13 protein-coding genes are annotated in these 17,938 nt (G+C 64.2%); 4 read left to right on the forward strand and 9 right to left on the reverse strand.

Going from position 1 to position 17,938, the window contains the following annotated elements; all coding sequences use genetic code 11:
* Positions 1–88: 88 nt before the first annotated feature.
* Positions 89–1,192, forward strand: a complete 1,104-nt coding sequence (locus ABQJ48_RS16180) for an aminoglycoside phosphotransferase family protein (protein WP_367839015.1) — start codon at positions 89–91, stop codon at positions 1,190–1,192.
* Positions 1,193–1,201: 9 nt separating this feature from the next.
* Positions 1,202–1,927, forward strand: coding sequence for an N-acetylmuramate alpha-1-phosphate uridylyltransferase MurU (gene murU, locus ABQJ48_RS16185; protein ID WP_367839016.1), 726 nt, complete (start codon positions 1,202–1,204; stop codon positions 1,925–1,927).
* A 170-nt stretch (positions 1,928–2,097) separates the two neighbouring features.
* On the opposite strand, the gene ABQJ48_RS16190 is transcribed toward murU, so the two are convergent.
* Positions 2,098–3,978, reverse strand: coding sequence for an ABCB family ABC transporter ATP-binding protein/permease (locus ABQJ48_RS16190; RefSeq protein ID WP_367839017.1), 1,881 nt, complete (start codon positions 3,976–3,978; stop codon positions 2,098–2,100).
* A gap of 321 nt (positions 3,979–4,299) precedes the next feature.
* Between ABQJ48_RS16190 and ABQJ48_RS16195 the strand changes: the two genes are divergently transcribed.
* Positions 4,300–4,695 carry an acyl-CoA thioesterase gene (locus ABQJ48_RS16195; RefSeq protein ID WP_367839018.1) on the forward strand — a complete coding sequence of 132 codons (396 nt, stop codon included), beginning with the start codon at positions 4,300–4,302 and terminating at the stop codon, positions 4,693–4,695.
* A 120-nt stretch (positions 4,696–4,815) separates the two neighbouring features.
* Here ABQJ48_RS16195 and ABQJ48_RS16200 read toward each other — a convergent pair whose 3' ends face one another.
* From ABQJ48_RS16200 to ABQJ48_RS16210, 3 genes are all read right to left on the reverse strand, one after another.
* On the reverse strand, positions 4,816–5,154 hold the full coding sequence (locus ABQJ48_RS16200) for a DUF4148 domain-containing protein (RefSeq protein ID WP_367839019.1): 339 nt from the start codon (positions 5,152–5,154) through the stop codon (positions 4,816–4,818).
* A gap of 344 nt (positions 5,155–5,498) precedes the next feature.
* On the reverse strand, positions 5,499–8,657 hold the full coding sequence (locus ABQJ48_RS16205; RefSeq protein ID WP_367839020.1) for a sensor domain-containing protein: 3,159 nt from the start codon (positions 8,655–8,657) through the stop codon (positions 5,499–5,501).
* 222 nt (positions 8,658–8,879) lie between these two features.
* On the reverse strand, positions 8,880–9,356 hold the full coding sequence (locus ABQJ48_RS16210; protein WP_367839021.1) for a nitrate reductase associated protein: 477 nt from the start codon (positions 9,354–9,356) through the stop codon (positions 8,880–8,882).
* Between the two features lie 168 nt (positions 9,357–9,524).
* Between ABQJ48_RS16210 and fdhD the strand changes: the two genes are divergently transcribed.
* On the forward strand, positions 9,525–10,364 hold the full coding sequence (fdhD, locus tag ABQJ48_RS16215) for a formate dehydrogenase accessory sulfurtransferase FdhD (protein WP_367839022.1): 840 nt from the start codon (positions 9,525–9,527) through the stop codon (positions 10,362–10,364).
* A 51-nt stretch (positions 10,365–10,415) separates the two neighbouring features.
* On the opposite strand, the gene ABQJ48_RS16220 is transcribed toward fdhD, so the two are convergent.
* From ABQJ48_RS16220 to ABQJ48_RS16240, 5 genes are all read right to left on the reverse strand, one after another.
* Positions 10,416–11,186 (reverse strand): enoyl-CoA hydratase, encoded by a 771-nt coding sequence (locus ABQJ48_RS16220; RefSeq protein WP_367839023.1) that lies wholly within the window; start codon positions 11,184–11,186, stop codon positions 10,416–10,418.
* A gap of 76 nt (positions 11,187–11,262) precedes the next feature.
* The gene (locus ABQJ48_RS16225; RefSeq protein WP_367839024.1) at positions 11,263–12,462 is read right to left on the reverse strand and encodes an acetyl-CoA C-acyltransferase; all 1,200 of its coding nucleotides are present in this window, start codon (positions 12,460–12,462) and stop codon (positions 11,263–11,265) included.
* A gap of 26 nt (positions 12,463–12,488) precedes the next feature.
* Positions 12,489–14,921, reverse strand: coding sequence for a 3-hydroxyacyl-CoA dehydrogenase/enoyl-CoA hydratase family protein (locus ABQJ48_RS16230; RefSeq protein WP_367839025.1), 2,433 nt, complete (start codon positions 14,919–14,921; stop codon positions 12,489–12,491).
* Positions 14,922–15,035: 114 nt separating this feature from the next.
* Positions 15,036–16,823 (reverse strand): acyl-CoA dehydrogenase C-terminal domain-containing protein, encoded by a 1,788-nt coding sequence (locus ABQJ48_RS16235; protein ID WP_367839026.1) that lies wholly within the window; start codon positions 16,821–16,823, stop codon positions 15,036–15,038.
* A gap of 96 nt (positions 16,824–16,919) precedes the next feature.
* Positions 16,920–17,519, reverse strand: a complete 600-nt coding sequence (locus tag ABQJ48_RS16240) for a TetR/AcrR family transcriptional regulator (protein WP_367839027.1) — start codon at positions 17,517–17,519, stop codon at positions 16,920–16,922.
* Positions 17,520–17,938 lie beyond the last annotated feature (419 nt).

Below are 17,938 nucleotides of genomic sequence, written 5' to 3' on the forward strand. Positions count from 1 at the left end.
CGCGCGAAAGCTGGCGTGAGTCGCGTCAAAAAAGTCGTGGGGTATTATATGGCAAGACGTTGCCCCTCTGAATTTGCCGCCGGATTTCATGACGCTGCCCCCTTCCCAAGACACCACCACCCAAGACTTCGCCGACCACCGTCTCGACTTGCTCAAAGCCTGGCTGCAAGGCCATGCGGCGCGCTATGCGCTGCAGCTCGACACGCTTGCGCCCGCTTCGTCCGACGCCAGTTTTCGCCGCTATTTCCGGCTCGCCGGTAAGGCTGCGCAAGACGAAGACGCCGCGACGCTGATCGCCGTCGACGCCCCGCCGCCCGAAAAGAGCCGCGAATTCGTGCAGATTGCCGGACTGCTCGATCAAGCGGGCGTGCACGTGCCGCGCGTGCTGGAGGTCGACCTCGACGCCGGGCTGATGCTCGTCACCGATCTAGGCACCGCATCGTACCTGGGCGCGCTCACCGAAGCGCAACAGGCGAACGATCCGCGCCGCGCCCGCACGCTGATGCGCGACGCGCTCGACGCGCTGATCCGTTGGCAACTGAGCTCGCGCGAAAACGTGCTGCCGCCCTTCGACGAAGCGTTCCTGCGCCGCGAGATGGAATTGATGCCGGAGTGGTTCATGGGCCGGCACCTGGGTCGCGCGGTCGACGACAGCACGCGCGCATTGCTCGATCGCACGTTCGCGCTGCTGATCGCGAGTGCGCGCGCGCAGCCACAAGTGTTCATGCTGCGCGATTTCATGCCGCGCAACCTGATGGTTGCCGCGCCGGCTTCGCACCACCCTGCGGCGAACCCCGGCGTGCTCGACTTTCAGGACGCGGTGTACGGCCCGATCACATACGACGTCGCGTCGCTGCTACGCGACGCGTTCGTCAGTTGGGACGAGGAGTTCGAGCTCGATTGCTTCGTGTACTACTGGGAGCGCGCGAAAAAGGCCGGCTTGCCCGTCGATGCCGATTTCGGCGAGTTCTACCGCCAGCTCGAATGGATGGGCCTGCAACGACACATCAAAGTGCTGGGTTTGTTCTGCCGGATCAACTACCGGGACAACAAGCCGCATTACATGAAAGACCTGCCGCGCTTCATCGGCTATGCGCGCAAGGTGGCCGAACGCTATGGGCCGCTGCGTGCGTTCGCGAAGCTGCTCGACAACCTCGAAGGCCGCGCGAACGAAGTCGGCTACACGTTCTGAACAAAAACAATGTCCCTGAAGAAAGCGATGATCTTCGCCGCGGGCCGCGGCGATCGCATGCGTCCGTTGACCGACGCCTGTCCCAAGCCCTTGCTCGAAGTGGGCGGCAAACCGTTGATCGTCTGGCAGATCGAACGTCTCGCGCGCGCGGGCTTGCGCACTATCGTGATCAATCATGCGTGGCTCGGCGAGCAGCTCGAAGCTGCGCTCGGCGACGGTTCGCGCTGGCAGGTCCGGTTGCGCTACTCGCCCGAACCTGAGGCATTGGAGACGGCGGGCGGCATTGCCCAAGCGCTGCCGCTGCTCGAAGACGAGGGCGCGAGCGAAGTGTTCGTGGCGGTCGCCGGCGACGTCTACGCCGATTTCGACTACGCCGCGCTGGATGCTCGCGCCGACACGCTCAAGGCACTCGCCGAGCCGGGCATGCATCTGGTGATGGTGCCGAATCCGGCATTCCATCCGCATGGCGACTTCGGTCTGGTCGACGGTGTGCTGTCGCTCGACGCACAGCCTCGCTTGACCTTCGGCAGCATCGGGCTCTACGACACGCGCATGTTCCGCGATTTGCCGCGTGGTACGCGGCGCGCGCTCACGCCGTATTACCGCGAGACGATCGCGCGCGGGCTCGCGAGCGGTGAGTTATACGAAGGCTTCTGGGAGAACGTCGGCACGCCCGAGCAGTTACAGGTGCTGGATCAGCGGCTGAGCGCGCCGAGGGCAACCAGGCAGGCGTAGCTGCGCCAGGCGCCGAGCAGAGCGCCGGCTTGATTCGACGGTTCGCTCGATCCGCAACGCGACATGGTTCGCAACTGGTCTGAGCTTCCCGCGCGCGTTAGCGCTTACCGACCGCGTTCACCACCTACGGCGCTCGCGCGCCTTGCGCAAGCCGACAACGCGCGGCCCGCTCACCGCGCCGCCGCCCCGACCGTTTCCATCAGGTCCGGCGCCGCCGCCGCGCGCTGCTGCAACGCCCACATTTGCGCGAACAGGCCGTTCGCGCTCAGCAGTTGCGCATGCGTGCCGCGCTCGACGATGCGTCCCTTGTCCATCACGATGATCTGCTGCGCGTGAACCACCGTCGACAGCCGGTGCGCGATGATCAACGTCGTGCGCTCGCGGGCGATCTGATCGAGTTCATGCTGGATTGCCCGCTCGGAGCGCGAATCGAGCGCGGAGGTGGCTTCGTCGAACAGCAGGATCGGCGGGTTCTTCAGGATGGTCCGCGCGATCGCCACGCGCTGCTTTTCGCCGCCCGACAGTTTGAGCCCCCGCTCGCCGACCGGCGTCTCATAGCCCTTGGGCAGCCCTTCGATGAACTCGTGGATATGGGCCGCGCGCGCCGCCGCGATCACCTCTTCCCGCGTCGCCGTCGGCCGGCCGTACGCGATGTTGTAGTAGATGGAATCGTTGAACAGCACGGTATCCTGCGGCACGATGCCGATCGACGCGCGCAGCGAATCTTGCGTGACGTCGCGTATATCCTGACCATCGATCGTGATGGCGCCGCCCGTCGCGCGGTCCAGATCGTAGAAGCGAAATATCAGCCGCGCGAGCGTCGATTTGCCCGAGCCGCTATGGCCCACCACGGCGGTCGTGGTGCCTGCGGCAATCGTAAAGCTCACGTCGTGCAGAATCTGGCGCGCCGGCTCGTACGCGAAGTTCACGTTTTCGAAGCGCACCTGCGCGCCGCTCACCCGCAAGGCCGGCGCACCAGGCAGGTCGGGCACTTCCTGGCTCGCGCCGAGCAGCGTAAACATGCGGTCCATGTCGGTGAGACTCTGCTTCAGCTCGCGATACACCACGCCAAGGAAATTCAGCGGAATATAAAGCTGCAGCATGAAGGTGTTGATCAGCACCAGATCGCCGAGCGTGAGGCGCCCGGCCATCACCCCTTGCGTGGCGCGCCACAGAATGAACACGAGCCCCGTGCCGATGATCGCCTGCTGCCCGAAGTTCAGCGCCGACAGCGAGCGTTGCGATTTGATGGCCGCCGCGCGATAGCGCCTGAGATTTTCGTCGTAGCGGCTCGCCTCCCATTCCTCGTTGCCGAAGTACTTGACGGTCTCGTAGTTCAGCAGCGAGTCGATTGCTCGCGAGTTCGCCTTCGAATCGAGATCGTTCATGGTGCGGCGAAAATGCGTGCGCCACTCGGTGACCTTCACCGTGAACACGATGTACACCGCAAGCGCAATGAACGTGACGATCGCGTAATACGCCTCGTATTTGACGACGAAAAAACCGAGCACGAGGCCGACTTCGACCAGCGTGGGCAGAATGCTGTACAGCGAATAGGAAATGAGTTGGGTGATGCCACGCGTGCCGCGTTCGATGTCGCGCGACATGCCGCCCGTTTGCCGTTCGAGATGGAACCGCAACGACAGCGCATGCAAGTGGCGAAATACCTTCAGCGCCAGTTGCCGCACCGCGCTCTCCGTCACTTTCGAAAACAGGATTTCGCGCAGTTCGGTGAAAAGCGATGTCGACAGCCGCACCACCGCATACGCGACCACCAGCAGCCCGACTCCGCTCAGCAGCACGATGGCCGGCGAATCGTGCGCGCGCCCGAGCGCGGCCAGCCGCTGTACCGACGCCAGGTTGTCGACGATGCGCTTCATCACGATCGGCACGCCGAGATTCGCCACCTTTGCGCCGATCAGGCAGCTCAGCGCGAAGCCGACCCGCCATTTATACGAGGCGAGGTACGGCAGCAGCGACAGGATGGTCTGCCAGTCGTTGCGAGGCTGGGTGGAAATCGGCGAGGGATCGGACGAGGATGGGCGGCGCATGGGGTTTGCAAGGCGAAAGGGTGGAAATGCCGGAGTTCGCAGCGGCGCGCCGAACGCAGCATGCCTGACAGGACACCGCCAGGCGAACTGCTTTGTCGCGCGGCCTTGCTGGGCGCTTTCCCGTACAATTCGTGACTTTGTATTGTCGCAGAAGCCGGCTGGCGCCGCTTTTCATGGGCTGTCGTGCGTGGGCCGCAGGTTGGCCGCGCGGCCATGCCGGATCGCCAGGCGAGCCGCCGTGCGGCGCGCGCCGCAGCCGTTGCGAGAATCCCGCCCACGGGCCCAGCCGAGCGGGCCAATACGTTCCTCGAGGATGTCCCGATGACCAATCTTCTTCAACTGCCGTCCAAGCCTTGCGCACTGCGCGTCATGCCGCAACCGTCGGACGCGAATGTCCACGGCGACGTGTTCGGCGGCTGGATCATGGCGCAGGTGGATATTGCCGGCTCAATTCCGGCGAGCCGCCGCGCCAACGGGCGGGTGGCGACCATCGCGGTCAATTCGTTCGTGTTCAAGCAGCCGGTGTTCGTCGGCGATCTGCTGAGCTTTTATGCGGATATCGTCAAGACGGGCAATACGTCGGTGACCGTGTCGGTCGAGGTCTTCGCGCAGCGCATGAGCTTGACGCAAGACCTCGTGAAGGTCACCGAGGCGACCCTCACCTACGTCGCCACCGACAGCGACCGTCGCCCGCGCGCGCTGCCGGTGCTCGATTGAGCAGCCGGCGCGCGTGCGCAATGGCAACGAGGCGCCAAGGCGCCTCGTCCGGTTTCGATGTGACCTAGGCGGGACACCCGCGTGACCCCGCGTGACTCAGCGCACGCGAATCGCACCGGCTTATTGGCTTGCCCCCGCGCCGATGCCCGCCTTCTTCTGAGCGTTCTGAAGGTCGGTCGGATAGTTCGGATCGTTGCGTGACGGCTGATAGCCGTGCGCCTCCAGTGCTTTCAGCTCCGCGTTTTTCTTCTCCCGCGCCTGCTTGCGCGCGGCCTTGCGCTCGGCCTTGGTGGTGGCTGCCGGGTTAGACGCGGCCATCGCGTTCGCCGCATTCGCATCGGCTGGCGCCGCGCTGCCGCCCGCACCGGCGGTTTGCGCAAAGACTGGCGCGGCAGACGCCACGCTCAATACCATGGATGCCAGCAACACAGACAGCTTCTTCGCAGATGCAGATGTCATGTTCTCTCCAGTCGGGTCGGCGATAGTTGTGATGGTCAGACAGTCGGCGGCGCGTTGCCCGCAACCCTCGGCGAGCAGCGAAAAGGCGCAGCCTCACACGAGTCGATACTTGATGATTCCCGGCAAAGCCGGAGGTGCGAACTACGAATATAGCCGACGGATGCGCGCGCGCAAATGCTTTTGATACGCCCGCGCGCGGTCCGTGCGGCGCGATGTGTTGCGGGCGATCGTCAACAAGGCTGAGCTCGCGCAGTTTGCAGGCGTTTTCCCCTTTCTCAGGAGTTGCGGACGGTGCAGAGCACGCCGGCGGTATAAGCCAGGTGGCGGGGAGCAGACACGGCCAATCACGCCGGTTCCAGTTCCCGCCCTACGCCCCCTTGCAGCAGTTCGGAAATGGCATCCGTCGACAACGGCCTTGCAAAGTAGAAGCCCTGCATCTCGTCGCACGCGCGTTCTTTGAGGAAGTCGAGCTGCGCGGAGGTTTCCACGCCTTCCGCGATCACATGCAGCTTCAGTGAATGCGCGAGCGCGATGATCGCGGACGTGATCGTCTCGTCGTCGCCGGAGACGCCGATGTCCGCGACGAACGAGCGGTCGATCTTCAGTCTGTCCACCGGGAAGCGCTTCAGATAGCTCAGGCTCGAATAACCGGTGCCGAAGTCGTCGATTGCGAGACCGATGCCGAGCGCGTGCAGTTCGTTGAGCATCGACACGGCTTCTTCTGCGTTGCGCATGATCGCGCTTTCGGTCAGCTCCAGCTCCAGATATTTCGGTTCGAGGCCGGTCTCGCTGAGCACCTGCATGACGAGCTTCGTGATATTGCGCTGCTGGAACACCCGCGCCGACAGGTTCACGGACACCCGCGTCGGCGGCAAGCCCTCGTCCTGCCAGGCCTTGTTCTGGCGGCACGCTTCGCGCAAGACCCATTCGGACAGCGGGCCGATCAGGCCGCTTTCCTCCGCCAGCGGAATGAACGCCGATGGCAGCACCAGGCCGACTTCCGGGTCGTGCCAGCGCACCAGCGCCTCGATGCCGACGATCTGCCCGCTGACGATATCCACCTGCGGCTGGTAATGCAGCAGGAACTGGTTATCGCGCAACGCGCGCCGCAAGCGCCGCTCGAGATTGAGCCGCGCGCCCGCGCTCGCGTTCATCTCCGGCTGATAGAACTGGAACGTATTGCGGCCCATGTCCTTCGCGCGATACATCGCGAGGTCGGCCTTTTTCATCAGCGTTTCTGCGTCGTCGCCGTCTTGCGGGAACAGGCTCGCGCCCATGCTGCAACCCACGTACAGCTCGGTGCCGTCGAGCCACACCGGCTCGGAGATCGACGTGCGCACGCGCTCCATCCAGGCGATCAACGACTGTTCGTCGACGGTATCGGTCATCACGATCACGAACTCGTCGCCGCCGTGCCGCGCCACCGTGTCACTCGTGCGCGAGCAGCGCGCGAGCCGCTCGGCGACCACCCGCAGCAGACGGTCCCCGACGCTATGGCCGAGGCTGTCGTTGACGTTCTTGAAGCCGTCCAGATCGAGAAATATGACCGCGACGCCCTTGTGTTGGCGTTGCGCGATGACGAGCGCATGCTCCAGCCGGTCGCGCAGCAGGTTGCGGTTCGGCAGGCGCGTGAGGCCGTCGTAGTTCGCCTGATATTCGAGCTGTTCCTGGTAGCGCATCAGATCGGTCACGTCGTTGATCACGCCGATGTGATGGGTGATCACGCCTTCCGTGTTCGGCACCGGCGCAATGAACAACTGATTCCAGAACAGTGCGCCGTCCTTGCGATAGTTGCGCACCACCGCGCTCGCTTCGCGATTGGCCGCCAGCGCCTCGCGGATCAGTGCGACGCCTTCCTGGTCGCGGTCATCGCCTTGGAGCAGGCGGCAATCCTGGCCCATCACCTCGGCGGAATCGTAACCCGTGATACGCATGAACGCCGGGTTCACATATTCGACCAGGTTGCCGGTGGGTGACGGCGCGGTAATCAGGATCGCGTTGACGCTCGCGTCGAGCGCGCGGCTTTGCAGACGCAACGCGAGATCGGCGCGCTTGCGCTCGGTGATGTCCGTGTACGACCCGAGCACGCCGATCACGCGCCCGTCGCCGTCGGTGAACGGCAGTTTGCTCGTGACCGTGGTGCGAGGCGCGCCGCCGATCACCACGTCCAGTTCGAAGTTCATCTTCGGCACGCCGGTGCTGACCACTTCCTTGTCGTGGTCGTTCAGCAGGTCGGCGAGCGCGCGCCACGGCAGGTCGGCGTCGCTCTTGCCCACCACCTGCTCGGGATACGCGAGCCCCGCATCGCGCGCAAAGGCCATGTTGCAGCCCAGGTAGCGCGAGTTCAGGTCCTTCCAGAAAATGCGCTGCGGAATGTTGTCGATCACCGCTTCCAGCATCTGGTTCGAGCGCTGGGCTTCGGCTTCGGCGTTGATCTGGTCGGTGACGTCGTCGGCCAGCACGAACAGCGCCGCGCGCCCCACGAAGTTCAGCGCGTGATACGACACGTCGACGCTGATAATGGAACCGTCCTTGCGCAGGTGATGCCAGATGCCGGCCATCGAGCGGCCATGCGGGACCGCGTCGGCGCGTTGCAGATACGATTCGAGACGCGCGACCTCGGTGGGCGAGCGGATCGCGCGAATCGTCATGCCGAGAAACTCGTCTTCGGTATAGCCGTATTGCTTGATTGCGGCGGCGTTGACGGCGAGAAAGCGCAGCGTCTCGCGGTCGAAGATATACATCGGCACGGGGTGGTCGTCGAACAGGCCGCGAAAGCGCTCGTCATTGCGGCCGAGCGCGCGGGCCGTGCGCAGCTTTTCACGGGCGCTGCTCTCGCGAGCGCCGAAGGTCAGGATCAGCAGCACGCTGCCACTGAGCATCGTCACCATCAACATGAACATGGCGCGCTGCGCCTCGCTCGCCGAGACCGCGAGCGAGCGCTGCAGCGCGCCGTTTTCCTCGATGCGCAGCACGGCCAGCGCGTCCTCCACGCGATCGCGTTCGAGTCCGAGGCGGGTGTATGCGGATGCGGCCCAGGCGCGCGACGGGTTGGGTGCGGTGGTGGTGGGGGTGGCGGTGGTGGCGGTGGTGGCGCCGGTCGCCGTCATGGCCGCGCTTCTCGTGAGCGCGTCGTCGATGTCGTGTTGCAGCGCGTGGCTGTCCGCGCTCAGCGTGGCCAGCGCGTCCAGCATCCGAGGCTCGCCCGCCAGCTCCTGATGCAGTTTGCGCTCCAGACCGGCGAGCGACGTCGCCATCGCAGCGGCCGCGTTGACCGGCACCGGCTCGCCCGATGTTTCGAAGCGGCCGAGCGTGGCCAGCGCCCCGTCGAGCACCACGCGATAGCCGTCGATATGCTCACGCACGGTCGCCGAACGCAGCATGCGCTCATCGGTGGCCCGCTGGCCGTCGATCTGCGTGTACGCGACGAACGCGTTCGCCCCGACCGCGGCGACGACGACCGCCATGTTGATTAGCAGCCGCTTCGATAAAAAAAGAGTCATGGATTCCGAACGTCAATCGTTCCGAGGGCGGGAGCGCGCGGTCGCTCTCGGATGCGTCGGGCCGCATCGATGCGAGTCTTTTTACGCGCCAACCCATGGATAACGGCAGCGTTCGGAGCGGCTTGAGGGTGGAAGTGAAAAAAAGTGGTCACACCTGGCCGGTCGGACCAGGCGGTCGCGCCTGGCCGGCCGCACCTGGCCGGTCGGACCAGGCGGCCGCGCCTAGCCGGCCGCGCCAAACTCCTTCATCGCCGGCACGAAGTCGTGATTGGCCTCCGGCTTGCGCGACAGCTTCGCGAGCACGTAGCGCTTGAACGGCGCAAGCTCGGCCCAGCGGGCGACGCTCGGCGCAGCGAGCCCGGCCAACCCCGCCTGACGGGCCACGCCGTCCGGCACGCTATCCGTGCGGCGCCAGGCCGGCGCTTCTTCGGGCGTGAACCATTCCGGCTCGACATTCGCGTGAGTGCGCAGCATTTCGAACAGCGCGTGATCGAAATTCGGCTCGATCTCCGCGTCTTCCTCTACCGGAAAGCGCGCCAGCAACTTGCGGTCTTCGAGCGGCAGCATCTGCCACTGTGCGAGCGTGATGCGCAGCCCGAAGCGGTCGAGGTTGAACCGCACCGACATCGGGATATAGGTGAAATTCTCCGAAGACTCTAGCTCGAAGGAAAACAGAAGCGGTGCTTCGTTGAGTCCCATGACAGTGTTCCTCCTGATGGCGGACAGCGCGCAAGCGCAGCTTGAGGTATTTTAGAACCTTATTTGCGCGACGGCGGGATGGCGGGCAACGCCGCAACCCGCGCAGCCGCGCAGGCCAATGCTCACGCCGGTGGCCACCCGCGCGCGGCATCAAAGGAGAAAAGCAGCTTGAACGAACACGATACAGCCGCACAGCCGGGCGCGGTGGAGCGCCAGGTGCACCGGCATCGCGGCGCAGCGGTCGAGACCGTTACCGATCATGTCGGCCAGGAGTGGCCGGTCGCGCTGGTCTTCAATGGTATTTCGCACGCGGTGATGATGTGCACGCCGTGCGATCTGGAAGCGTTCGCGGTCGGATTCGCGATCTCTGAAGGGATCGTGGAGCGCGGCAGCGACATTCAGGACATCGAGGTCGAGTTGCATGACGACGATGAATTGCCGCACGCCGAAGTGCAACTGCAAGTGGTGCAACAGGCGTTCGTCGCGTTGAAGGAAAAGCGCCGCGCGCTGGCCGGGCGGACCGGCTGCGGCGTCTGCGGGATCGAAAGCATCGATCTGCTCGACCTGCAGCCGCAGCGCGTGCCCGACACCGGCTTCCTGCAACGGCTCGCGCCGGATGCGATTGCGCGCGCCGCTCGCGAACTCCCCGCGCACCAGGCACTGACGCGCCTGACGGGCGGCCTGCACGCGGCCGCATGGTGCGACGCGGCGGGCGCGATCCGTTACGCGTTCGAAGACGTCGGCCGACACAATGCGCTCGACAAACTGATCGGCCAGCTCGTGCTCGATCGCGCGGACACCCGCGAAGGCTTCGTATTCCTGTCGAGCCGCGCGAGCTATGAGCTGGTGCGCAAGGCTGCGCGCGTCGACGTGCCGATGGTCGCGACGATCTCCGCGCCGTCGTCGCTGGCGATTGCGATTGCGCGCAAGGCGGGCGTGCGGCTCGTGAGCTTCTGCCGCGAAGGCAGCTACGTCGACTACGACACCTTGCAGCCGCCGCAGGCTTGAAGAAATAAACGTGGCGCCGGTTCCCGCTTCACCGCCTGTTGGAGCGCCGCATCAATCGAACTGCCGGAAGTCCGGCTTACGCTTCTCGAAGAACGCCTTGAACGCCTCGCGCGCCTCGGGCGCGAGCAGCATCTTGCCGAAGTGCACCGCTTCTTCCGACATCTGCGTGTGCAGTTCCTGCTGGCTGGCGCGCTTCATCAAACTCTTCGTCACGCGCAACGACGCGGCCGGCAACGCAGCCAGCTTCGCGGCCTGCGCGGCGGCGAACGCATCGACCTCGGCGGCCGGCAGCACGCGATTCACGAAACCCATCCGGTACGCTTCGGCGGCGTCGAACGCCTCGCCGAGCAGCAGCTTTTCCGCCGCCGCCTGATAGCCGCTCACGCGCTGCAACAGCAGACTCGACGCTGCTTCCGGGCACAGGCCGAGCTGGGTGAACGGCAGCGAAAAGCTCGCGGTATCGGCCGCGTAGACCAGATCGCAATGCAGCAGCAAGGTCGTGCCGATGCCCACCGCCGGTCCCGCCACCGACGCCACCACCGGCTTCTGCGCCGAGCTGATCGCGCGCAGGAACTGGAACACCGGCGCGTTCTCGCCCATCGGCGGCGTCTTCATGAAATCTTCGAGATCGTTGCCGGCGCTGAAAATGCCGGCGCTGCCGCGAATCAGGATCACGCGCAGCGACGGGTCGCCGTGCGCGTCGCTCATCGTGTCGGCCATCGACTGATACATCGCGGCCGTGATCGCGTTCTTCTTGCCGGGCCGGTTGAAGGCAATCGTCAGCACACCCCCGGCGCGCTCGACCAGAATATCCATTGCCATCTCCTTCATCCTCTGCTGTTGCTGCGAACCGTTCCGCGCTCGTCAAGAAATCACCGCGGTCCCCTTGCGAACCGGCTTACAAGCGCTCGATGATGCCCGCCGCGCCCATGCCGGTGCCCACGCACATCGTCACCATCCCGTACTTGTAATTGCGGCGGCGCAGGCCGTGCACGACCGTCGACGCACGAATCGCGCCCGTCGCGCCGAGCGGGTGGCCCAGAGCGATCGCGCCGCCCAGCGGGTTGATCTTCGACGGGTCCAGACCCAGATCCTGGATCACCGCCAGCGATTGCGCGGCGAAGGCTTCGTTCAGTTCGATCCAGTCGAGGTCGTCCTGCTTCAGGCCGGCGGCCTTCAGCGCGGCCGGAATCGCTTCTTTCGGGCCGATCCCCATGATCTCCGGCGGCACGCCGCGCACCGCGAAGCTGACGAAACGCGCGAGCGGCGTCAGGTTGAATGCCTTGAGGATCTTTTCGGACACGACGATCAACGCGCCCGCGCCGTCCGACGTCTGCGAGCTGTTGCCGGCCGTCACCGATCCCTTGTTGGCGAACACCGCGCGCAGCCGGGCAAGGCCTTCGAGCGACGTGTCCGCGCGCGGGCCTTCGTCGAGCGAGACTTCGCGCGTCTGTACGCGCACTTCGCCGGTTGCGAAATCGGGCAAGCGCTCGGTGATCGTGTATGCGGCGATTTCGTCGTTGAATTCGCCGGCCTGCTGCGCGGCGATCGCGCGGCGGTGCGATTCCACGGAGAATTTGTCTTGTGCTTCGCGGCTGATCTTCCAGCGCTCGGCGACTTTCTCGGCGGTCAGGCCCATGCCGTACGCAATGCCGACGTCCTCGTTGCGATCAAAGATATGCGGCGACAACGATGGCTTGTTGCCCATCATCGGCACCATGCTCATCGATTCGCAGCCGCCCGCGATCATCGCGTCCGATTCGCCGACGCGGATGCGGTCGGCGGCCATCGCCAACGCGGTCAGCCCCGACGCGCAGAAGCGGTTGACCGTGACGCCGCCGACGCTGTCCGGCAAGCCCGCCAGCAGCGCGCCGATGCGCGCAACGTTGAGGCCCTGTTCCGCTTCGGGAATCGCGCAGCCGACGATCGCGTCTTCGATCACCTTGGTATCGAGGCCGGGCACTTGCGCCACGGCCGATTTAATGGCGTGCACCAATAGTTCGTCGGGGCGCGTGTTTCTGAACATCCCGCGCGGCGCCTTGCCGATCGGCGTGCGGCTCGCGGCGACGATGTATGCGTCTTGCAATTGCTTTGCCATGTAAAGCTCCTCTATCCGCTAGTCGCTTAATTGCGCACCGGCTTGCCGGTTTGCAGCATGCCCATGATCCGTTCCTGCGTCTTTTGCGTGCCGAGCAGGTCGACGAACGCGCGCCGCTCGAGTTGCAGCAGCCATTCCTCATCGACCAAGGTGCCCGCTTCCACATCGCCACCGCACACCGCTTCCGCGATGCGGCTGGCAATCAGGAAATCATGCTCGCTGATGAAACGGCCATCGCGCATGTTGACGAGCGACGCCTTGATGGTCGATATCGCCGAGCGGCCCGCGACCGGCACCTGTGTCACGCGCAGCGGCGGCCGATAACCCGCGTCGGCCAGCGCGCGGGTTTCCTTCTTCGCGACGTCGAGCAGTTCGAACACGTTGAACACGATCGTGTCGGACGGCTTCAGGTAGCCCATTGCACGCGCGTCGAGCGCGGAGGCCGAGACCTTCGCCATCGCGGCGTTTTCGAACGACTTCTGCAGGAACTTGAGCAGGTCGCTGGTCGCGCCGACCTGCTCAGCGGCTTGCGCCGCGCGCAACGCCGCTTCCTTGAGACCGCCGCCGGCGGGCACCAGCCCCACGCCGACTTCCACCAAACCCATATAGCTTTCGAAATGCGCGACGCGCTTCGCGCTATGCAGCGCCAGCTCGCAACCGCCACCGAGCGCAATGCCCGACACTGCGGAAATCACCGGCACGCTTGCGTACTTCACGCGCAGCATGCCTTGCTGGAACTTCTTCACGAACGGCTCGATGCCCTTCGCGCCGCCCATCATGAACGCCGGCATCGCTTCTTCGAGGTTGGCGCCGGCGGAGAATGGGCCGCCCGGCGTGCCGAGTTTCAGCGACGTCGGCTGCCAGATGACCAGGCCCTTGTAGTCCTTCTCGGCCAGTTCGATTGCCTGCGTCAGACCGTCGATCACCGACGGTCCGATCGTGTTCATCTTGCTCTTGAACGACAGGATCAGCACATCGTTCTCGCCCGCGCGATCATCGACCCATGCGCGCACGGCATCGGTCTCGAACAGGGTCTTGCCATAGGTTTTCGGATCAACCGTTTCGCCGACGAGCGGCGCGCGGAACACCTGCCTGTCGTACACGGAGAGCGACGAGCGCGGCACGAAGCTCTGCGAAGCCGGCGACCACGAACCTTCGTTCGTGTGCACGCCGCCCTTTTCCGCGACCACGCCTTCGAGCACCCACGACGGCAGCGGCGTGTTCGACAGCGCCTTGCCCGCCGCGATGTCCTCCTGGACCCAGTCGGCGACCTGCTTCCAGCCGGCGGTTTGCCAGCTTTCGAACGGGCCTTCGTTCCAGCCGAAGCCCCAGCGGATCGCGAGGTCGACGTCGCGCGCGTTATCGGCGATCGACTCCAGATGCACGCCGATGTAGTGGAACACATCGCGGAAAATGGCCCACAGGAATTGCGCCTGCGGATGCTGCGATTCGCGCAGCAGCTTCAGACGCTCGGCCGGCGGACGTTTCAGAATGCGGCCGACCAGTTCGTCGGCCTTCGCGCCGCCGTCGACATACTCGCCCGTCTTCGGGTCGAGCACCTTGATCGCCTTGCCTTCCTTTCTGTAGAAGCCGCAGCCGGTCTTCTGACCGAGCGCGCCCTTTTTCACCAGTTCGGCGAGTACGGCCGGCGTTTCGTAGACCGGGAAGAACGGGTCGTCCTTGAGCGTGTCCTGCATCGTCTTGATCACGTGCGCCATCGTGTCGAGACCGACCACGTCGGCAGTGCGGAACGTGGCCGACTTCGCGCGGCCCAGGCGCGAGCCGGTCAGGTCGTCGACCTCGTCAAAGCGCAGGCCGAACTTCGCGGCTTCCGCGACGACGGCGAGAATCGAGAAAACGCCGACGCGGTTGGCAATGAAGTTCGGCGTGTCTTTCGCCCGCACGACGCCCTTGCCGACTACGCTCGTCAGAAACGCTTCCAACTGATCGAGAATCCCGGCACGCGTCGCCGCGGTCGGAATCAATTCGACCAGGTGCATGTAGCGCGGCGGATTGAAGAAGTGCACACCGCAAAAGCGCCGCTTCAGTTCATCCGGGAAACCTTCGGACAATGCCGTGATCGACAGGCCGGAGGTGTTGGTCGCGAAAATCGCATTGGGTCCGATGTGGGGCGCGACTTTCTTGTACAGATCGTGCTTCCAGTCCATCCGTTCGGCGATCGCCTCGATCACGAGGTCGCACTCGGCGAGCTTCGCGATATCGTCGTCGTAATTGGCGGGCTGGATGTATTGCGCGTCGTCCTTCAGGCCTAACGGCGCGGGCGACAGCTTCTTCAGATTTTCGATCGCCTTCAGCGCTATCGCGTTCTTCGGGCCTTCCTTGGCGGGCAGATCGAACAGAAGCACCGGCACCCTGGCGTTGATCAGGTGCGCGGCGATCTGCGCGCCCATCACGCCGGCGCCGAGCACGGCTACCTTGCGAATGATCAGATTGCTCACGTCGTTTCTCCGGGAAATTGTGCGGATGTCGCGAAGCTCGATGGACGCTTCGCGATGTGGCTGAAAGTGGGCCGCGACGGCGATACGCGCAGCGCCGCTTTCGCGGTGTAAGCGTTAGAACAGCGCTTCTTCGACGTCCATCAGCGACTTCGAACCGGCGCGCGCCTGACGGATCGTCATCGCGGTTTCCGGCAGCAGCTTTGCGAAGTAGAAACGTGCGGTGGCGAGCTTCGCCTTGTAAAACGGATCGCCCGATGCTTCCTTGTCGAGCGCGATGCGAGCCATGCGTGCCCAGAAGTACGAAAACACCAGATGGCCGACGGTGCGCAGATACGGCACGGCCGCAGCGCCGACTTCGTCCGGGTTTTGCAGCGCCTTCATGCCGATTTCCATCGTAAGCTTCTGCACCTTTTCGCCGATGTCCGCGAGCGGATTGACGAACTCCTGCATCTCCGGCTTGATGCCTTCCGCTTCGACGAATTCCGTTACCAGCTTGCCGAACTTCTTCATCTTCGCGCCCATGTCGCCCAGCACCTTGCGGCCGAGCAGGTCGAGCGCCTGAATCGCGTTGGTGCCTTCGTAGATCATGTTGATACGCGCGTCGCGCACATACTGCTCCATGCCCCACTCGGTAATGTAGCCATGGCCGCCGTAGATCTGCATCGCGTGATTGGTGCTTTCGAACGCGTTGTCCGACAGGAACGCCTTGAGAATCGGCGTGAGCAGCGCGACGAGATCGGCGGCTTCGCTGCGCACCGCTTCGTCGGCGTGCGACAGTTCCTTGTCGATATGCAGCGCGGACCAGTACGAGAACGCGCGCGCGCCTTCGGCGTAGGCTTTCTGCGTGAGCAGCATGCGGCGCACGTCGGGGTGCACGATGATCGGGTCGGCGGCTTTTTCCGGCGCCTTCGGACCGCTCAGCGAACGCATCTGCAGACGCTCTTTCGCGTAGGTGAGCGAGTTCTGGTATGCGACCTCGGTCAACCCGAGGCTCTGCATACCCACACCCAGGCGCGCAGCGTTCATCATCACGAACATCGCGTTCAGGCCTCTGTTCGGCTCGCCGACCAGCCAGCCTTTCGCGTTGTCGAGATTGATCACGCAGGTCGCGTTGCCATGAATGCCCATCTTGTGTTCAATGGAGCCGCACTTCACGCCGTTGCGTTTGTCGGGGTCGCCGGCTTCGTTCGGCACGAACTTCGGCACGATGAATAGCGAAATGCCCTTGGTCCCTTTGGGTGCATCCGGCAGACGCGCGAGCACCAGGTGGACGATGTTTTCGGCGAGATCGTGCTCACCGCTGGAGATGAAAATCTTCGTACCGCTGATCGCATACGAGCCGTCGCTGTTGGGCTCCGCCCGCGTGCGGAGCATGCCGAGGTCGGTGCCGCAATGCGGCTCGGTCAGACACATGGTGCCGGTCCACACGCCCGCGACCAGCTTGGGCAGATAGCGCTGCTGCAGCTCGGGCGTACCGTGCGCGCGCAGACATTCGTATGCGCCATGCGAGAGACCTGGGTACATCGTCCACGCCTGATTGGCCGAGTTCAGCATTTCATAGAGCGCGTTGTTGACGAAGGCCGGCAGCCCCTGGCCGCCGTATTCCGGATCGCAGCCCAAGGCGGGCCAGCCGGCGTCGACGTACTGTTGATACGCCTGCTTGAAGCCCTGCGGCGTGGTCACCACGCCGTCGTCGGCGTACGTACAGCCTTCAGCGTCGCCGCTGTGATTGAGCGGGAACAGCACTTCGGAACAGAACTTGCCGGCCTCTTCGAGCACCGCGTTGATCGTGTCGGCGTCCAGCTCCGCGTGCCTGGGCATCTGCTTGATTTCGGCTTCCACGTTGAGCAGTTCGTGCAACACGAATTGCATGTCGCGCAGCGGCGCGGCGTACTGTCCCATGACTCTCTCCAAAGTTTGACAAAAAGCCAGGCCGTTAGCCGAGTCCGTGACCGGGACTGTCCGCGCCGCTGAATCAGTTGATGTTCGAGGGCGCTGCTAACGGTTTTCGCTTTGATACGACACGATCAGTTTTTCGAGCGCGGCCCACGTGAGACGCACCGCTTCTGGCAAACGCAGGAAACGCGCGTCGTGATGCAGGCCAAGCGTGAAGCTATACAGTTCGAACAGCATCAGTTGCGGATCGGTGTCAGCGCGCAGATGCCCTTCTTCCACTGCCTGCGAAATCGCGCGCGTGAGCGCCGCGCGCCAGATCGTCACGCTCGACACCAGTTGCTCGCGCACCGGGTTATCCGCGCGGTCGTCATACTCGACGGCGCCGCTGATATAGATGCAGCCAGTGGTGACTTCCTGGATGCGCTTCTCCATCCAGCGGGAAATCATCGCGCGCAAGCGCGGCAAGCCACGCGGCTCGCGCAAGCTCGGAAAAAACACCTCTTCTTCGAAACGACGGTGATATTCGCGCACGACTTCCACCTGCAAGTCCTCACGCGATCCGAAATGCGCGAACACCCCGCTCTTGCTCATCTGCATACGCTCGGCAAGCAGGCCGATCGTCAGACCTTCCAGTCCGTCCCGGCTTGCCAGATCGAGCGCTGCATCGAGAATCGCGACTCGCGTTTGTTCGCCTTTTCGCATAGCTGTTTACCGTTCTAATGTGACCGACATGAAATCGAACGGCCGTACTATTATTGAGTGTCGCCGTCCCCGGAACAAGGACTTTATTAGAAACCGGTTTCTAACCGGTTTCAATTTTGCGACATCCGTCAATCGGACGAGTCCGATTTTTTAGAGGCGTTTGCCTTGGCGCGGCCGTGGCGATTCGGACCGCTGGCGTCGGCCGGTGTGCAGCCGGCCGACATCATGCAGCAAGTGGGCAGCAGTCAAGAAGGCTTTGATGGACAGCGAAGGGGCGCGCGACGGCTTTTTGAGAAGTTGTGAACCGCAGCCGCCGTGGCTACCGCCATGAGTGACGGCCGGGGCTACAGGGATGCGCTGGCGTTACTAGCGCGCATAGCGGCGGATCGACGGCTGGGCGGATAGCGCGACGAGCGAGA

The organism is Paraburkholderia suaedae, from assembly GCF_040812055.1.
Lineage (GTDB): Bacteria > Pseudomonadota > Gammaproteobacteria > Burkholderiales > Burkholderiaceae > Paraburkholderia.